The sequence below is a fragment of the Lysinibacter sp. HNR genome (assembly GCF_029760935.1).
In the GTDB taxonomy this organism is placed as follows: Bacteria; Actinomycetota; Actinomycetes; order Actinomycetales; family Microbacteriaceae; genus HNR.
This window is the reverse complement of sequence record NZ_CP121684.1, coordinates 2,835,110-2,853,355: the sequence shown is the minus strand read 5'-3', so window position 1 is coordinate 2,853,355 and position 18,246 is coordinate 2,835,110. Positions and strand designations below refer to the sequence as shown.

Below are 18,246 nucleotides of genomic sequence, written 5' to 3'. Positions count from 1 at the left end.
CTTGCCCGCGTGTTCGCTGCCGATTTGCGTGCGTTTGGTTCCTGTCGAGCGCTCAGTGCCGCGTGAGAATCGCGTGAGTGTCCGCTCCGCGGGGAAGCACTCCGTAGTGGTATCCGCGATCGTCCCCCAGCCGGCTCTCGATAAAAACGCTTGCCGAGGCCGGGGGAGAGTAGCGCACCAGGAGGGAGGCCTGTAGCGCCAGGGCCATCATCTCTGTCAGGCGACGCGCCTGAGCCTGTGCGACATCCGCATCGGCCTGACCCACCTCGCCGATGAGCCGACGTGTTGCCGCGATGTGTTCGTCAAGAAGAGGATTCTCGCCCCACACCCGGGCGAGTTCCGCATCAAACGCCTCCACACTCTCGGGTTCGCGCCGCATGGTGCGCAGCACATCGAGCGCGATAACGTTTCCCGACCCCTCCCATACGGCCATTACGGGCTGTTCGCGGTAGCGCATGGCGAGGGGGAATGTTTCGGTGTATCCGTTGCCGCCCAGGCACTCGAGGGATTCGTACGCGTGACCGGGTCCGCGTTTGCAAATCCAGTACTTGCTGACCGCGGTGGCGAGCCTCCGGAACGCCCGCTCCGAAAGATCCGCCTCGCTCTCATGAGCGGCGGCCAATCGCAGGGCGGTGATGGTGGCCGCCTCGGACTCGAGGGCCAGGTCCGCCACCACGGAGGTCATGGCGGGTTGATCGACGAGGGTGCGCCCAAACGCCGCCCGGTGCCGCACATGCCACAGGGCCTCCGCCACCGATTGCCGCATACCGGCGGCGCTACCCAGCACACAGTCGAGGCGGGTGCGCGCCACCATCTCGATGATCGTCTGAATCCCCCTGCCGGGTTCACCCGTGAGGTGACCCACGGTTCCGTCAAACTCAATCTCGCTGGACGCGTTAGATTTGTTCCCTAGCTTGTCTTTGAGTCGCTGGATGCGAAACACATTGCGCGTTCCATCCTCCAACACCCGCGGCACCAGAAAGCAGGAGAGGCCCTCCTCTGCCCCGCCCCGCTCGGCGTGGGCAAGCACGAGAAAACCGTCTGACATGGGGGCCGAGCAGAACCACTTGTGGCCGGTGAGGAGGTAGCTCTCAACGCCCCCCGTGCTTCCCACGTACACCGCTCGGGTGGTGTTGGCACGCACATCGGAGCCGCCCTGCTTCTCGGTCATGGCCATGCCAAGGAGTGCCCCGACCTTCTCTGTTGGTGCGGTGAGCTCCGCATCGTACCCCCGCGAATAGAGTCGGGGCAGCCAGAGCCCGGCCAGCGCAGATTCGTGCTGGAGCGCGGGAACCGCCGCGTGGGTCATGGAGACGGGGCAGGCGTGTCCGGGTTCAACCTGCGCAAAAAGCGAAAACACCGCGGCCCGCGCAACGTGGGCACCCGGCCGGGGCTCTGCCCACGCCGAAGTGTGGGCTCCGTGCGCGATTGCCTGTCCGATGATGCGATGATAGCCGGGGTGGTACTCGACCTCGTCTATGCGATTGCCCCACCGATCGTGGGTGTTGAGTGTAGGGGTGTGGGTGTTGGCCAGGCGTGAATCCTCCTGAAACTGAGCGCTGCCCACCAGGTCTCCAACCTCGGTGAGGTGCCCTGTTGCCCACTCCGCGCCGAAGGTCTTTACCGTTTCGTGTAGAACGGGAAACGACTGAAACTCATTAAGATTATGGCGCGGCGGTGCCTGGTTGTGTACCGTGTGGGTTGTTCTTGGCAACGGATGGCTGATTGCTGTGGTGGATGCCGCACTTCTGTGTGTCATGGTATCTCCTGCCGAGCCCGGTGGGCGTGCGCGAAAAAAGTCTTCCCAGGAACATTGAACCATGGTTCAATACTTAAATGAAGCGCGGCTAACCCGGGATGGGTGCTGCAGCTTGATGCAAGGGAATCTTTGATTGTGGCAAGAGGCCACAACCACAACAGCGACGTTGAACTAGAGGAGCACCCAGATGAATCTGAGCACAATGTTGGAGAGCAGCGCACGTAAGTTTCCACACAAGGAGGCTCTGGTTTATCGGGAGAGGCGCTACACCTATTCCGAGCTGGTAGAAGCTTCGCAGCGGGCTGCCGCTGTTTTTCGTGATGTTGGCATCACGCGGGGTGATCGAGTAGCCGTGATGACCTACAACACCCCGGGGTTTGTGATCGCAGCTTTTGGTCTGTGGCGCTCCGGTATCACACTTGTGCCGGTAAACCACAAGCTTGCGGCCACGGAGGTTCGTTACCTTCTAGAACACAGTGCTGTGGTGGCTGTTGTGGTTGATGCCGCGCTGGAGGGGGTTGTGGCCGAGGCTGCCCCGGAGCTTCTTCGCCTGGTCACGGAGGGTGCTGATGAAGTGGATGGGGTAGGTCCGGGCATAGCCGCCGCGGGGAGGAGCAGGGACTTTGACGCTCTTGTGGAGACCGCCACTCCCTGGATTGGTGTTTCTGTGGGGGAGTCGGAGATTGGGCAGATTCTTTACACCTCCGGCACAACGAGCAACCCCAAGGGATGCGTGCATACACATCGTGGTCTGAGCACGGTGCCCACCTACACGGTTCCTGCGGTGGGGTTTAAAACCACCGACCGACTGCTCCTTGCCATGCCCATTTGGCACGCCTCGCCCCTGAACAACTGGTTTCTTTCCGCGATCTTCATGGGGGCTACGAGCGTGCTTTTGCGAGAGTACGAACCCCGCGAGTTTCTGAGGGTGGTCGAGAGCGAAAAGATTACGGTTTTCTTTGGTGCGCCCATAGCATATCTGGCTCCGTTGCGAACCGTCTCAGAGTGGGTTTCAGATCCGATGGCTTACGACTTATCAAGTATGAGGCTGTGGGTAGTGGGTGGCGCGCCGGTGGGCGCCGGGATGATGCGCACGATGAGAGGGGCCTATCGATCCGGTGCTTTCTACCAGGTGTACGGCATGAGCGAGATGGGCCCGGTGGGAACCGTTCTTGGCCCTGAGGATCAAGAGTCCAAGGCCGGTTCGATTGGGTCGGCGGGGATGCCCGGTGTGGACTCTCGAGTCGTTACAGAAAATGGTACGGATGCTCGTCCCGGCGAGGTTGGTGAACTTTGGCTTCGCTCCGATACGAGGATGCTGGGATATCTGGGTGATGCAGAGGCAAGTGCCGGTGTGTTTGTGGATGATTGGTATGTCACGGGTGATGTAGTTCGACTAGATTCCGACGGCTACATGTTTATTGTTGATCGCCTGCGAGATGTAATTATTACGGGTGGTGAAAACGTGTACTCGCTTGAGGTGGAGGAGAGCGTGCGTCAGCATCCGCACGTTCAGGATGTTGCCGTTATCAGTAGGCTGCACCCCGAGTGGGGTGAAACGATCGTTGCGGTTGTGGTCACACAGCCCGATAAATCTCTTGAAGTACAGGAACTGCGGGATTTTCTGACCCCTCTTCTCGCCCGATACAAAATACCCCGGGAGGTGGTTCTTCGTCCATCGCTGCCGCGTAACCCCTCCGGTAAAGTAACCAAACACATTCTTCGAGTGGAGCTTGCGGCGCAGAGCTGATGGAAACCGTGACACGATGAATGAGGTAATAATATGCCACAGCTTCACTAGTGGATTGAGGTTTTCTTTTTATCTGTGATCCATCATAAGGATGTCGTTTGCTCCGGGTGCGCACCGGTGGACACGGGGTTATTTCCTTGATGTATCCTAGTTGTTTTCTGTTAACTTTCCGTAAGTAGTGTCCACTAAATAAGGGGTGGATCGGGGGTGTCTGGCTGGGTTAAAGGCCAGTGTCGCAGGGCCGTTTTCGCGCATTGTCTCGAAAATAGATGCCTAAAATATCTCTTTTCTTGAAGCTTAAACATCGGCTTTTGCTCAGCCTTTGCCAAATACCATATGAATGTAGCTTAGTAAGACTGAGTATATATTAGTGTGAATTATTGGGGGTCACTGTGGTGAAAAAAAGCCTTTTCTATAAAGCTGGCATATTCGTATTTTCCTTATTTTTTGTTGCATTTAGCACGGGAACTGCGCCGGGTGCGCAGGCCTTCTCTGCCCTTTTTGGATTACGAAATGCCCTCGAAGATGGACACGCTTTACGAAGCAGCTGTTCTGGAACAAGACGCTACCGAAAATGCGGAGTCGGTGGTGTATCCCTCTCCGCCCGTTTCTGTTCCGAAAGAGGATCAGGGCGATGATAGTGCCGACAAAACTTCGCTAAAGAGCAAAACAAACGAGGACAACAAACAGAACATCTCGGCTGAGGCTGAGGAAGTAAGGCTGTCCAGCGATTACGACGATAGTTTGTCCTACGATTTGGTTCTTGCTGTCGAAGAGCCTCCAGTGATTACATCGGGCGACCCTGAGGACGGTATGGTTGGACGCCCGTTCTCACACACGGTGACGGCGACGGGGGTTGATCCGGTAACCTTTGGCGTGTCTGACGGTTCCTTGCCTGCTGGATTGGAACTAGACGCGGTTACGGGTGTGATAGCAGGAACCCCGGAAGAGGCCGGCGAGTTCACGTTTACGCTGGAGGCGCGAAATGAGTTTGGGGTAGACACGCGTGGCTACCTGATGCGAGTGCTGTCAGAGGAGCCGGTAATTACGTCCCCTGTGATGAGAGATGGCACTGTAGGTTTGGAAGCTTCGCACACTATTACCGCATCGGGACGCGGGCCTATGACGTTTAGTGTGTTGGAAGGTTCACTTCCTGCCGGGCTTGTCTTGGACGAGGTCACGGGTGTGATCTCGGGAGTGTGGGAAGAGCTCGGCGACTCCACGTTTACCGTGGAAGCTCGGAATGATGTTGGGGTAGACACACAACAGCATACGGTCACAGGGTGGCCTCCACTAGAGGTTCTCTCGGGTTCCCCAGCACCCGGCTTCGTGGGGGAGGAATATCGCCATGAAATAGTAACCATTGGCCACCCCCCGGTGCTCTTTGGTATTAAAGACGGCGCATTGCCGTCTGGGTTGAATTTTGCCCCAGGTAGTGGCGTGATCTTTGGTGTGCCAAGTGAAGCAGGGGAATTTGAGGTTTGGATTTGGGTTCTGGGAGCAAGTGAGCGCGAATATATTGTCCAGAATTATGTGATGCGTGTGTGGGAGAAAGCAGACCTTCCGGTGATTACTTCGGGTGATCCTGATAATGGTGTTGTGGGTGAGGTGTTCTCGCATAGTGTTACTGCAACGGGTGTTACTCCGATGACGTTTACGGTGTTGGATGGTTCGTTGCCTGTGGGGTTGGAACTGGATGAGGCTACGGGTGCGATTTCAGGGACTCTGGGTGAGGCTGGTGAGTTCTCGTTTATGGTGGAGGCTCGGAATGCTGCTGGGTCAGATGTTCGTGAGCACTCAGTTCGGGTGTGGGCTGTGGCTGATGTTCCGGTGATTACCTCTCCTGTGATGGGTGATGGTGTTGTAGGTGAAAATCATTCACACACGGTAACAGCTACCGGGTCGGAGCCCATCATCTTTGCCCTAGGAGCGGGTGTACTGCCGACAGGGCTGGAGCTTCAGGAAAATGGCCTGATCTCGGGGACGCTGGAAGAGGTAGGCGAGTTCTCGTTTATGGTGGAGGCTCGAAATCCGGCTGGTATTGATCTGCAAGAGCACTCAGTTCGGGTGTGGGCTGTGGCTGATGTTCCGGTGATTACTTCGGGTGATCCTGATAATGGTGTTGTGGGTGAGGTGTTCTCGCATAGTGTTACTGCAACGGGTGTTACTCCGATGACGTTTACGGTGTTGGATGGTTCGTTGCCTGTGGGGTTGGAACTGGATGAGGCTACGGGTGCGATTTCAGGGACTCTGGGTGAGGCTGGTGAGTTCTCGTTTATGGTGGAGGCTCGGAATGCTGCTGGGTCGGATGTTCGTGAGCACTCAGTTATGGTGTTCGCGACGATGCCGGATCCAGGACCTGAGGTTCCAGAGAGCCCTGAGGTTCCAGAGAGCCCTGAGGTTCCGGAGAGCCCTGAGGCTCCCGAAGGGCCAGAGGGTCCGAAACAGCCGGGGACTCCGGGGGGCTCTGATGCGGCGCTTCCCGTTGGGCAATCTGTTTCAAATGGGGAAAAAGGCAAGAATAACGAGGGAGCATCGCTTGCGCATACAGGCTCTGATGGTTTTTCCTCGCAACTAGTGGGGGCAGCCTTGCTGATTGTCCTCGGCGGGGTGCTTGCCTTGCGTCATCGTTTGCGGGGTGCTGTTCTACCCGCGAAAAGCAGGAGGTAAAAACCTGCACGAGACTCTCGTTCTTCCACGCCTTATCGAAAAGGGGTGGGGGGGGGCGAGAGTCTTTCTTCGTGTTGTCAGCGTTCAGGCGTGTGCTCTCGACGTGCCAGTAGCGCTTAGCTTGCCGCCTCATGCCCCGGTGGTGGTTTTCTAAATCCTTCGAGGGATGAAAACTATTCGGGAGCGGGTGGTCGCATATCGGCCTCACATAGACTTGAGGGCAACATCTCCCCGGTTTACAACTTAACAGCTTATCCAGCGAGGTTTTTCTCGTCTGCAGAGTGAGGCTGTGTCGTGTGTGCTCCTCGTCTGCGCCCCCTGTTTCCCCTTCATCTCCCCGATCGTTATGAGGCTATCGTGACTCTGCACATCTATACATCGTTATCGAACAATAAAGCGCGTGATCTGACACTGTTCCGGAGAGGTCCGCGCTATACGGTCTATGCCGCTGTGGCGGCTGGCCTGATTCTGGCGTTATCCCTTGTTGCTTTCTCTCCCGTCCAAGCTGTTGCTCAACCGCAGCCGCTTCCGAAGGAGGTCGCGACTTTTCATCTAACCGACACCCGAGACTCACGCAGTTTACCGAACACAGGTCGAGATCACACTGTGAATATGGGTATCGCTTCTGGAGCTACCGACGCGGCTTTTCGTTCGGCGGTAGAAACACGAAATGACACCCTGGACGGTTTGCGTGACCTGCGGGAGCAGCCTCTGGTGCCAGCTTCTGTGTCTCGGGCTGTTGATAATCCCGACCGTGTTATTGAGGGAATAGACTCCGTCCTGAGTTATTTGGTCAATCAGTTGCTAAGCCGAGACGTATCAACCCCCATCACGGTGGGAGATATGGCACAGCTTCAATACTTTAGCGTCGGATATGACGACTCTCCGGCCCCTCAGAGAATTGCAGGAATGGAATATGCGGTTAACCTGCGGGTTTTTGAGCTGGGACCACTCTCTGAGGTTAGCGACATTTCGCCACTTAGTGGGTTGTCGCAGCTCGCGAGTGTCAAGATTGAGACCTCCACCGTACGTGATATCTCTGCCCTGACCACACTGCCCGAACTCCTATTTCTCACCCTGACCTCTGATGGTTTTGATAACCCTGAACAGCTTGCTGAGCTCACAGTATTGCGTTCCCTTACCCTGAACAATCTGAGGCTTAACAACTATGATTTTTTGGCTGACCTTACTCAGGTAACCTACCTGGATCTTAATAACAGCACGATTACCGACCTCGCCCCGCTGTCCCCTCTTACCCAGTTGGAGCACCTTTCGCTTTCAGGAACAGCGTTTCAATCTGCAGATCCATTGGCTACCCTCATCTCGCTTACCGATCTTAACTTGGGCGCGGCGGGAAACACCGATGGCACACTGGGGTTTGTATCCGGCATGGATAGCCTGGTGGCGCTTGTGCTTGAGGGTGCCGGTGTTGAAGATATCTCCGCGCTGAGCGATAAAGCTCAGTTATCCCAGATTTGGTTAGCTCACAATAGCATTGCCGATCTCTCACCCCTGAACAACGTTTCTTCACTGTCTTTGGTGGATCTCTCCTCTAACCTCATTGTGGATGTGGGGCCGCTTACGCAGTCACCGTATCTGATGGTGATGAATCTGAGTAATAACAGCATCACTGATGTGGGGCCGCTTGCAGGTTTTCTGTATCCCTACGATATTAATCTGGATGCAAATCAGATTACTGACCTCTCTTCTATCGTTTTTAATGAGTGGGTGAATCTGTCTGTCCGCGATCAGAACGTTCACGGGGGAGCTTTTTCTCTCCCCGAAGGAGCAACAACGTTTAACGGAGCACCCGGTTACACCATTACGGGTGTGGGAAGCGAGGAGATCTTGCTTGTTGCCTCTGGCGGTTCCAGTGCAAACGCAAACGAGTCTTTGTTTTGGAACGATGTTACCGCGCAGACGACTGAGTTGACCGCGTCTTTTTCGTCGAGCAACGGTATGTTCACGGGATTGGTGACCTATCCAGTAATCTGGACCATTGCTTCTGCGCTGAATCATCAGTGAGGGTAATGCGGAGGTTATAACTGCACGCTGATTCCCTGAAGCTTGTGATGGGGATGGAGAGCGTGAAGTAAGAACTGAGTGCAAGTAATGGGATACCGAATTTATGCTTTTTGAGTGCATATCCGGTTGTAAATTTTGGTTTGCGGTGTGAAATTATTGTTTTTCCAGGATCAAAACAAAATTATTAACCCGGCTTAAAAAGGGGTGATATTTATTGTTCACGCTATTCTCACGGCAATCTTCGGGCTGATTATCAGTATCAGCAGGAGTTTTTTGTTTATCAACGCATAAAATAGGTAGTTGGGGATACAGGGGGCACGTTTTTTATGTTTAAAAAGTAAAATACGTGAACTCAGTTGACCCAACAAGAAATATATGTGATTGCATCAAGGCTGAATGAGGATACAATTTGCTTATACCTAATTGCTTGCGATCTTTGTGGCCCGGGGTGACTCCATTATCCAGGGCACAGTTCATGAGTTGTAATCCCTGATTGGCTTTCGACTCCCCCCATCGAATGCACATAGGCAAATGCTTTGAGGATCTTGGCACGTTGCAGAGGCGATGCCGATTAAGATATCGAATCCTCCTAATGGGTCCGCATCACAAATGATGCAATCACATTCATACATAAACACACTAAGGAAAATTAAAGTGGCAGAAATCGACAAAGACGCTCCTGGCTATGAGATGTGGATGCTCCTGGCCGAGGATCTAGTGAAATACGTTGAAGAGTCGGGTGGGTTCCCGCGACCAACGGTTGCAGGGGTAGGAAAATGGACCAGTCATCAGCGTAAATTGCGGATGGAGGGCCAGCTGGAAGAGGCTCGCGGTGCGTGGCTTGACGAAAAGGTTCCGGGCTGGGACAGCGATGATAAACATCGGTATGGATTGGTGCGTCGGCGTCGTTGATTATCGTCCTGCTCTTTATCGGTGCCGCAGTTGTCGCTGGGCTCTATCTCATCGTTCAATTTTTAGTAAAAACGGTTTTCGGAGCGAGTCGATCAGCAAAGTGCTGGACATTTGGCCTTGACGAGGTCGGAGATATCGTCAGGGTAAAACTGTGGACGCTCACAGCGTCCGCCGGGGAAAAGAGCAGGATTCTGATGCAGAGGCGCAACCGAAATCCCGTTTCAGTTGAAACCATGTGTCAACATCCTCATGCGCGTGAAACGTGTGCTAGTTCAATGCCTTTTGTAGAGGTGGGCGAGAGGATCGCCACCTGTCCGTGTCGGTGTCACAACAGTGACGGGCACGGCGCAGGAACTCCGCTCCCGTCAACGGCTATCACACTGTAAAACTCATGAGGAAAATACTGGGGGACATAATTTATAAAGCGTGAAAGCGATGACCATATTCGGTCTTTGCTAAAACGTGATGATTAGCCACTCATCCTTATCTCTGCGGGTCGCACCCCGTCGCAAAATCTATGAAAATTGCGGTGGGGAGCGACCCGTTTTTGGTCGATAATGCCTTTTGCGGTCGAACCATGACATGCAGGGGCAGGGGGCTTGTTTTGCCGGGTGGGTGTGGCGGGTGATGTTGGCCTGTAGATGTACGGGGTGTCAGTTATTGGTCGCAATAGCTGGGAACTTGCTTCGTGACATTGCGAGATATGTGATTTTGCCTGTAAAGTTAACCCTTGGCTGTGCGGACACCACCGCACGGATCGTGTGGGTGTTTCTTGAGGCTTGTAAAGGCCACGGGAAGCCCGCGCCGACAAGAGATCTTGGGCAGAACACTCGTTCTGCGGTATTTAATGGAGGATAATCATGGCAGCAGTCTGCCAGGTGACGGGTGCCGTTCCCGGCTTCGGTCACAACATTTCACACTCGCACCGACGCACCAAGCGTCGTTTCGACCCAAACATTCAGAAGAAGACGTACTACGTTCCGTCGCTCCGTCGCAAAGTAACTCTCACGCTCTCAGTAAAGGGCATCAAGACAATTGATGCTCGCGGAATTGAGGCGGTTGTTCAAGACCTACTCGCACGAGGAGAGAAGATCTAGTGGCAAAGGCACAGGACGTACGTCCCATTATTAAAATGCGTTCGACCGCGGGAACCGGATACACCTACGTCACCCGTAAGAATCGTCGCAATAACCCCGACCGTCTCGTACTAAAAAAGTACGATCCCGTAGTGCGCAAGCACGTTGAATTCCGAGAGGAGCGCTAAAAATGGCGAAAAAAAGCATGATTGCCAAGAATAAGCAGCGCCAGGAGATCGTTGCGCGTTACGCTGCGAAGCGTCTGGAACTGAAGAAGGCCCTTGTCGATCCCAATGGAACCGATGAGAGCCGCGAGGCCGCACGCGTGGGGCTGCAGAAGCTCCCCCGCAACGCATCACCGGTGCGTGTGCGCAGCCGGGACGCCATTGATGGCCGTCCCCGCGGTGTACTGAGCAAGTACGGTGTATCGCGTGTGCGTTTCCGCGACATGGCACACCGCGGCGAACTGCCCGGTATCACCAAGTCGAGTTGGTAAAACTTTAGACCAAAACTTTTGGTCGCACTAACAACAGAGGGCCTCAACCATAAAATGGCTGGGGTCCTCTGTTGTATTAAAAGCTTGAGGAGCATATCGTGCAGCAACACGACCCCGTAGCCGAAACTCAGGACACCGGAATTCGCCCGACCGGAGCCCGCTCTCCCGAAACGCAGGGCACTGGAACGCAGCTCGCTGGAAGCCAGCCTGCCGGAACTCAGTTCACTGGAACTCAGCCCGCTGGAATCCGCTCGACAGGAGTCCGCTCTCCCGGAAACCAGAACGCCGGGACGCAGCCCGCTGGAACCCAGTCCACCGGAATCCGCTCGACGAAGCCCCGTTCCCCGAAGACTCGCCCGCAGATCATGCCCGTGGCCGAGGGCTGGACCCAGAAGGTTGCGAGCGATGGCCGCCCGCAACTGCAGTTTAAAGGTCCCCGGGTAAAACAGCCCCCGATGCACCTGGCCGATCTCACGCTCGAAGAGCGCACCGCGAAGGTCACAGAACTGGGGTATCCTGGGTTTCGCGCGAAGCAGCTCTCGCAGCACTACTTTTCACGCTACACCAGCGACCCCGCCCAGATGACGGATCTCCCGGCGGCGGCGCGCGAGGAGCTTGCCTCCGAGCTTTTACCACCGCTTCTTACTGAGGTTAAGAGGTTGCAAACCGACCGCGGCGATACCATTAAGTTTTTGTGGCGCCTCTTTGACGGGGCCCTGGTGGAGTCCGTTCTGATGCGCTACCCGGGGCGAATCACCCTGTGCGTTTCGTCGCAGTGCGGTTGCGGAATGAACTGCCCCTTCTGCGCCACGGGTCAGGCGGGGCTCACCCGAAACATGTCAACCGCAGAGATCCTCGACCAGATCGTGCGGGCCAATCGGGTCATCGCTGAGGGCGGCCTGGGTGGGCGCAAGGGCCCCGCCCCCGAGCATCAGGAACGCGTGACCAACATTGTTTTTATGGGAATGGGTGAACCCCTCGCCAACTACAAGCGGGTGATGGCTGCCGTGCACCGGATGGTGGCCGAGGCCCCGGAGGGCCTGGGAATGTCGGCCCGGAATATCACCGTTTCCACCGTGGGTCTGGTCCCCGGTATCCTCAAGCTGGCCGAGGAAAACCTGCCCATCACGTTTGCGCTCTCCCTGCACGCCCCCGATGATACGCTGCGCAACGAAATGATTCCGGTGAACAATCGCTGGAAAGTAGATGAGGCCCTCGACTCGGCCTACAACTACTTTGAAAAGACCGGCCGCAGGGTGAGCATCGAGTACGCGCTGATCAAGGATATGAACGATCACGGATGGCGCGCCGACCTGCTCGCGACCAAGCTGCTTGAACGCGGGCGCGGCTGGGTTCACGTAAATCCCATTCCGCTGAACCCCACCCCCGGCTCGGTGTGGACGGCCTCCGACCCCGCGGTTGCGGACGAGTTTGTTGATCGACTGGTGCGGGCCGGAATCCCGACCACCCTGCGCGATACCCGCGGCAAGGAAATCGACGGGGCCTGTGGACAGCTTGCGGCGGCGGAATAGCGTGGGCGCCGACAGCACCGGTCACGCGGGCCACGCCGATCGCGCTGGTCACGCGGGCCACGCCGATCGCACGCGCACCACCCCGTCACAGGGTGACGCGGTACGCGATAATCCGCCACGGGATGCCGCCCCGCGGTTTGTGACGCCGCCCCAAAGCCCTTACACGGGTCTGATGATCCTGTTCTGCGTGGTGCTCCTGATCTCAAACGTGGCGGCTGTGAAGCTCATCCAGAGCGGCCCCCTGGTCTTGGACGGCGGGGTGTTTCTTTTCCCGCTCGCCTATATTTTGGGCGATGTTATTAGCGAGGTTTACGGTTGGAAAGCTGCCCGACGCGCGGTTTTCTGGGGCTTTGTCTGTGCGGTGCTTGCGGCGCTCACCTTCCTTATTGTTCAGATTGTTCCGCCCGCCGAGGGGTGGGAAAACCAGGAGGCGTACGAGGCGGTGATAGGGTTTGTTCCCCGGATCGTGCTGGCCAGCCTGGCCGCTTTTGTCGCGGGACAGCTCATCAACGCCAGGTTGCTGGTGTGGCTCAAAGAGCGGATGCCCCGCGGCCGTCTGTGGTCGCGGGTGCTCGGCTCCACCGTGGTGGGCCAGCTGGCAGACACCCTGGTTTTCTGCACCGTCGCCTTCTACGGCGTGATCACGGGTGCCGAGTTTCTCAACTACGTCATCACCGGATACCTCGTGAAGGTGGCCGTTGAGGTGGTGGCGCTTCCGGTGACCTACCGCGTGGTTGCGATTGTTCGCCGCCGCGAGGGGTAAGCACGGGATAAGCTTGTGTAGGCGCGATAACGGGGTTACCCGTCCGTGATTGCAACCCACCGCATCCTCTCTTTGTGTGTATTTGTCGTGCTGATAAATGGAGGCGTCCTGGCCAGAAAACCGCGGTATTCCTGTAACGGATGTGAAGCGATACCCGCGGAATGACCGCCGCGACCTCGCCCTGGTTCGGGTTCTTATACCGATATTTGAGGCCGAACCGTTCACCGTGGCAACGACTCCTCCCATTGCGGGTGAAACGGTCGATTTTACCGGCTACAGGCGAACCAAAACCGAGTGGCTTCCGAAACAGCCCCACACAGCGCCGTTCACCGTGGGTAGTTTTGATGCTCGCGAAGTTGCTGTGATCGGGAACACCGATGCCGGGCTTTGTCTGGGGGACAGCGGTGCGCCGGGCGTTCGCACCTCGGATGACACCCTTTTAGCGTTGAACAGCCGCTCCTGGCAAAATAACTGCGTCAGCGTCACCCATGACACCAATAACGGTGCATACGCAACTCGTCTGGACGATGCGGATACGTGGATTCAGCAGACCGTCCAGAATGCTGCTGCACGCGCATGGGTTGTCTCCGAGGACGATGCCCAGCTGCGTGACCTACCTATTCGACGGTGAAGCATTGAACGCTGCACCGCTTGGTTTGGATAGCGCGGGAGGCGAAGTCCCGGTAATAAAATTTAATGGGAAAGAGCAGAACGCGACACACAGCGATCCGGTTACGATTGATCCCGCAGCCTCGTTTGCGGTGTCGGTACGCACAAAGCTCTCCAAAACGGCGGGCCAGACGCTACTCTCTCAATCGGGAGCCGAGGCCTCTCCGTTTAGCTTGGGCACCACGCAGGAAGGTCAGTGGCAGTTCTGTGTTGTCGGATCTTGCGTTACCGGGCCAAAGGCAACCTCTCAGAGCTACAGCCACTGTCACGGAGTGTGGGCCGCGGAAAGCCTGAGACTGATAGTAAAGGAAAGTTCACCACCGCAGATAGTGTAATAGCTCCGACAGAGATGGCCCCGGTTACTGATGTCCTCACCATCGGATCCGCACTAACTGGCAGTATCGCCGGGGTTGCACTCTACAAGGGTGTCCTCACCGAGGAGCACGTCGCCGATACCTCATCGACACCCCTTCCGGCTCACCTAACGGATGAGGTAGCTCAAAAGAAATAGCCCTATCCGTACCAAAAGATAATAACCTCGGGCTTCACACGTTGGAGCCCGAGGTTATTTCACGCGTAGCTCGGTTACAGCGACACCGGTTTCATCTAATATGTTAACTTCCGCTGTCCTCACCGCTGCTCACCGAGCAACAACGGCAACCGGCGGTTGTGGAGCCCTCTTAAGCGATTAGTTGTTCCAATCGCCACTACCGCCAAATATACCCACACCGAGGCCTATGTTGCCGCCGACAAAGGTTCCAAGAAGCTGGCTTCCTGGCCCATAGAAGAGAATATTTACAACACCAGCTGCATTATTCACTTGGAAGGACTTCGTGTTGCTAAATAGATTGTCGAATCCACAGTGTGCGAACACTTTACCAATGGTATATCCGCCACCTATCCCAAAACCACCGCTATGCCCGACGAAAGTTCTATTTTTTACTTTTACTCTGACGTTTCCGTAGAAAAGGGCAAGCACAACTTCGCCGCTAGCGCCCTCAGACTCTTCTTGGCAAGAATAAGGTGTGTTTGTGTTCTCTACGGTTGTTGGCTGAACTGGTATAGTTGGTGTGGCGATTGCGGGTGAGGCTAAGCCAATACTGCATATGAGTGCAATTCCAGCTGTGATGTATCTTAGCGTTTTTCTCATCTTCTTCTCCGATGATCGATGTTTGAAATATATGCTAACTTTTACCACCCAAAATAATCTATCATCATATAGTAGTCAAAATTTTTATTAGATTCATACTTATTATTATGGGTTATAAAATTCATCATATATTTCGATAGATAGCGAAGTCAATGCTCAAAAAAAATAGCATACGAAGATTATTTCTCTTCTTTAATTAAAAAATATTATTGCAATAATAGTAAGATTTCTCACAACAATTGCCGCGGGTCCTACATGCAGTTTGGCTACAGTGAGACCTGTTTCATTAAAGTATGTTTAACGTGCGGAGATCTCCCCGCTGCTCACCGAGCAACAACGGCAACCGGCGATTGTGGAGCCCTCTTCTGCGCGTAGTAGCGGGGAAGAAAGTCGTCGCGGAACTCGTAGAAGGTGCCGTCGCCGATGCTCTGGCGAATATTATCCACCAGCGACACAATAAAGAACTCGTTGTGGATGGTGGCCAGTGTGGAGGCCAGCATCTCCTTTGCCTTAAAAAGGTGGTGCAGATAGGCCGCCGTGTAGTGGGTGCAGGTGTAGCAGCCGCAGCCATCCTGTAGCGGAGAAAAGTGTCGCCGAAACCTGCTGGTTGTCACGTTGACGCGCCCTGCGGGCGTGTACATGCTGCCGTTTCGGGCCTGTCGCGAGGGGGCCACGCAGTCAAAGGTGTCGGCACCGTTTTCGATGGCGACAAAAAGGTCATCCGGTTCGCTGATCCCTAAGAGGTGGCGGGGTTTATTCTCGGGCAGCTCCTCGGTTACCCAGCCCACAATTGTTCCCAGCTGTGACTTTTCGAGAGCGCCACCGATGCCAAACCCGTCGAATCCGCGCCTGCCCGCGCCGTGCCCGTCATCGTGTGTGGGGTCGTAGGAGGGGACCGAGAGTTCCGCGAGGCCGCGCGCCGCGCTCCTTCGCAGATCCTCGTATTGGGCACCCTGCACCACGCCAAAAAGGGCCTGGTACGGCCGATGGGAACGCTGCTGCGTGAGGGCATCGTGAGCGTCGAGACAGCGGATTGCCCACTCGCGGGTGCGCTCAACCGAGCGTTCCTGATACTTCCGGGTATTCAGCAGCGTGGTGCACTCGTCAAAGGCAAAAATAATATCCGCCCCAATCTCGTGCTGAACCCGCATCGACACCTCAGGAGTAAACCGGTGCAGATCCCCGTTGAGGTGAGACTTAAACGTGACCCCGTCATCGTCAAGCTGGGCAAGCCGGGCCGCCTGCGGGGCAATCACCTCGTCGGATTGAAACCCGTCGGACTGCATCGAGAGCACCTTTTTGAACCCCACACCGAGCGACATCACCTGGAAGCCCCCGCTATCGGTAAAGGTGGGGCCGGGCCAGTTCATAAACGCCCCAAGACCCCCTGCCTCATTGAGAATGTCGGAGCCGGGCTGAAGAAAAAGATGATACGCGTTGGCAAGAACGGCCTGTGATCCGAGGCTTGCCACCGTTTCGGGAAGCAGCGACTTCACCGTGGCCTTGGTGCCCACGGGAATGAACGCCGGGGTCTGGATGGGGCCGTGCGGGGTGTGAATGGTGCCCGTTCGTCCGAGCACGGGGGCGGCCGCTGTGGAGGGGCGGTCGTTGTCGGAGGATTCCGCCAGTCGATCGTGCACACTAAAACCAAAGGCAGAATCCGTCATGAATCTATCTAAACAGAAAAGAAGGTGTCTCCTGTGTTTCCCGTGGTGGCCGCTGACCGTACACTTTTAAATTTTTTGTACACTGAGGCGGTGACGGGTAGTCTCGAATTCATGAAGATCCTGTTCGATGCCCGTTATATTAGAACGGATTTTCACGACGGTATCAGCCGCTACTCCGCCTCCCTGGGGGCGGCGCTCGCGAAGATCACCCCCGTGACCTTCCTCATCTGCGACGAGGGTCAGCGGCGGTCGCTCCCGGAGGGAGCCTCCGTCCTTAAGATTCACTCACCCACGTCCGTGAGGGAACCTTTTAGCGCCAGGATACTCAACCGCTACAGCCCCGACGTTGTTTTTTCGCCCATGCAGACGATCGGTTCGGGCGGACGCACCTTTAAGCTCATCCTCACCCTGCACGACACGATCTACTATCGGCACCGAACACCGCCGCGCAACCTGTCCTGGCCGGTGCGGCTCGGGTGGCGGCTCTTTCACCTGAGCTACACGCCGCAGAGGCTCACCCTCAACGGGGCGGATGTGGTGGCCACCGTGAGCGAAACCAGCAAGAAAGACTTCTTGCGGATGCGACTCACCAAGCGTCCCATCATTGTGGTGCCCAACGCGCCCCAGGAACATCAAGAGAGGGAGGTTGCAAACGCGGATCACGCCCCAAGAAACCTCGTCTACATGGGTTCTTTTATGCCCTATAAAAACGTGGAGACGCTGATCCGCGGCATGAAATTTTTGCCGGAACACACCCTGCACCTGCTCAGCCGAATCAGTCCTGAGCGCAGGCGGGAGCTAGAGCGTCTGGTCCCAACGGGGTCATCCGTGGTGTTTCATAACGGTGTCACGGATGAGGAATATGAGGCGCTCCTGAGGGATAACGCGGCCCTCGTCACGGCCAGCCGTGACGAGGGATACGGCCTTCCCGTGGCTGAATCGCTCGAATTGGGCGTGCCCGCCGTTGTGAGTAACCTGGAAATATTTCGTGAAGTTGGCGGTGACGGGGCTCTCTATTTTGACCCCGGTAACCCCGCAAACTTCGCGGCTCGGGTGCAGCTACTCGACGACCCTGATACGCGAAAAACCTTGATTTCTCGCGGTTTAATCCACATTAAAAAGTTCTCCTGGGCTCGATCAGCGGAAGTTCTCTTCTCAGAAATACACAGGCTTGCTGCCAAAACCGGTACGGATTAAAACGGAATTGCGACACACCGTAACTGGAAATACCGCAGAAAAATGCGGATATTCCGGCAAAACGCTGGTAGATTTACTGTCGGTTATCAAATTACGTGTTGCGATCCTCGGATCGTGACACACACAAAAATAAACGGGCTGTAGTTTCAGCAGCACTGAACGTCCTAAGGAGGACACCCACAATGTCATTGAACAAGACTGAACTTGTTGCCAAAATCGCTGCCGACACCGGCCAGAGCCAGGCCGCTGTTCTCAGCGTTGTTGATAAGTTTTTCGCCACAGTAGCAGATGCGGTTGCCGCAGATGACAAGGTGACCATTCCCGGTTGGATCGCATTTGAGTCTGTTGCAACCTCGGCCCGCACCGGACGTAACCCCCAGACCGGTGAGACCATCAACATTCCTGCCGGAAAGCGCGTCAAGGTGAGCGTTGGAAGCAAGCTTAAGGCAGCGGTTAAGTAACTTACCGTTACAGCCTCGGGGGGCACTGCCGCATACGCGGTAGCGCCCCTCAGCTTTTTAAACCATAATTTTGGTCAATAGTTCCAACAGATCAGTCGCCCGACCTCTGTCAGCCATCC

General features: G+C 55.8%; 17 protein-coding genes. 14 read left to right on the top strand and 3 right to left on the bottom strand.

The annotated features are described in order from the left end of the window. Positions 1 to 52 precede the first annotated feature (52 nt). Entirely contained in the window at positions 53 to 1,759 is a 1,707-nt protein-coding gene (locus FrondiHNR_RS12800; RefSeq protein WP_279353153.1) for an acyl-CoA dehydrogenase family protein, read from the bottom strand. Positions 1,760 to 1,946: 187 nt separating this feature from the next. Between FrondiHNR_RS12800 and FrondiHNR_RS12795 the strand changes: the two genes are divergently transcribed. From FrondiHNR_RS12795 to FrondiHNR_RS12740, 12 genes are all read left to right on the top strand, one after another. After that, a complete protein-coding gene (locus FrondiHNR_RS12795; RefSeq protein ID WP_279353152.1) occupies positions 1,947 to 3,509 on the top strand; it encodes an AMP-binding protein in 1,563 nt (520 codons plus the stop codon). Positions 3,510 to 4,022: 513 nt separating this feature from the next. Beyond that, positions 4,023 to 6,179, top strand: coding sequence for an Ig domain-containing protein (locus tag FrondiHNR_RS12790; RefSeq protein WP_279353151.1), 2,157 nt, complete (start codon positions 4,023 to 4,025; stop codon positions 6,177 to 6,179). A 612-nt stretch (positions 6,180 to 6,791) separates the two neighbouring features. Continuing rightward, complete coding sequence (locus FrondiHNR_RS12785; protein WP_279353150.1) at positions 6,792 to 8,204, top strand: hypothetical protein; 1,413 nt, start codon at positions 6,792 to 6,794, stop codon at positions 8,202 to 8,204. 654 nt (positions 8,205 to 8,858) lie between these two features. Next, complete coding sequence (locus FrondiHNR_RS12780; protein ID WP_279353149.1) at positions 8,859 to 9,116, top strand: hypothetical protein; 258 nt, start codon at positions 8,859 to 8,861, stop codon at positions 9,114 to 9,116. Between the two features lie 860 nt (positions 9,117 to 9,976). Beyond that, a complete protein-coding gene (rpmB, locus tag FrondiHNR_RS12775) occupies positions 9,977 to 10,213 on the top strand; it encodes a 50S ribosomal protein L28 (protein ID WP_279353148.1) in 237 nt (78 codons plus the stop codon). Further along, on the top strand, positions 10,213 to 10,380 hold the full coding sequence (rpmG, locus tag FrondiHNR_RS12770; protein WP_141916402.1) for a 50S ribosomal protein L33: 168 nt from the start codon (positions 10,213 to 10,215) through the stop codon (positions 10,378 to 10,380). The genes rpmB and rpmG overlap by 1 nt, the downstream gene beginning before the upstream one ends. A gap of 2 nt (positions 10,381 to 10,382) precedes the next feature. Next, on the top strand, positions 10,383 to 10,688 hold the full coding sequence (rpsN, locus tag FrondiHNR_RS12765) for a 30S ribosomal protein S14 (RefSeq protein WP_279353147.1): 306 nt from the start codon (positions 10,383 to 10,385) through the stop codon (positions 10,686 to 10,688). 365 nt (positions 10,689 to 11,053) lie between these two features. Next, positions 11,054 to 12,220, top strand: a complete 1,167-nt coding sequence (gene rlmN / locus FrondiHNR_RS12760) for a 23S rRNA (adenine(2503)-C(2))-methyltransferase RlmN (RefSeq protein ID WP_279354562.1) — start codon at positions 11,054 to 11,056, stop codon at positions 12,218 to 12,220. Continuing rightward, a complete protein-coding gene (locus tag FrondiHNR_RS12755; RefSeq protein WP_279353146.1) occupies positions 12,195 to 12,983 on the top strand; it encodes a queuosine precursor transporter in 789 nt (262 codons plus the stop codon). Before rlmN ends, FrondiHNR_RS12755 begins: the two co-directional genes overlap by 26 nt. 142 nt (positions 12,984 to 13,125) lie before the next feature. Next, a complete protein-coding gene (locus tag FrondiHNR_RS12750) occupies positions 13,126 to 13,614 on the top strand; it encodes a hypothetical protein (RefSeq protein WP_279353145.1) in 489 nt (162 codons plus the stop codon). Continuing rightward, entirely contained in the window at positions 13,592 to 13,987 is a 396-nt protein-coding gene (locus FrondiHNR_RS12745) for a hypothetical protein (protein ID WP_279353144.1), read from the top strand. Before FrondiHNR_RS12750 ends, FrondiHNR_RS12745 begins: the two co-directional genes overlap by 23 nt. A gap of 14 nt (positions 13,988 to 14,001) precedes the next feature. Further along, the gene (locus FrondiHNR_RS12740) at positions 14,002 to 14,163 is read left to right on the top strand and encodes a hypothetical protein (protein ID WP_279353143.1); all 162 of its coding nucleotides are present in this window, start codon (positions 14,002 to 14,004) and stop codon (positions 14,161 to 14,163) included. A 177-nt stretch (positions 14,164 to 14,340) separates the two neighbouring features. Here the strand turns inward: FrondiHNR_RS12740 and FrondiHNR_RS12735 are convergent, their stop codons facing one another. Then, the gene (locus FrondiHNR_RS12735; protein ID WP_279353142.1) at positions 14,341 to 14,850 is read right to left on the bottom strand and encodes a VapA/VapB family virulence-associated protein; all 510 of its coding nucleotides are present in this window, start codon (positions 14,848 to 14,850) and stop codon (positions 14,341 to 14,343) included. A gap of 275 nt (positions 14,851 to 15,125) precedes the next feature. Continuing rightward, entirely contained in the window at positions 15,126 to 16,469 is a 1,344-nt protein-coding gene (locus tag FrondiHNR_RS12730; protein ID WP_279353141.1) for a tRNA guanosine(34) transglycosylase Tgt, read from the bottom strand. 111 nt (positions 16,470 to 16,580) lie between these two features. Between FrondiHNR_RS12730 and FrondiHNR_RS12725 the strand changes: the two genes are divergently transcribed. Both FrondiHNR_RS12725 and FrondiHNR_RS12720 read left to right on the top strand, forming a co-directional pair. Beyond that, positions 16,581 to 17,666 carry a glycosyltransferase family 1 protein gene (locus FrondiHNR_RS12725; protein ID WP_279353140.1) on the top strand — a complete coding sequence of 362 codons (1,086 nt, stop codon included), beginning with the start codon at positions 16,581 to 16,583 and terminating at the stop codon, positions 17,664 to 17,666. 182 nt (positions 17,667 to 17,848) lie between these two features. Further along, on the top strand, positions 17,849 to 18,127 hold the full coding sequence (locus FrondiHNR_RS12720) for an HU family DNA-binding protein (protein WP_279353139.1): 279 nt from the start codon (positions 17,849 to 17,851) through the stop codon (positions 18,125 to 18,127). Positions 18,128 to 18,246: the final 119 nt, after the last annotated feature.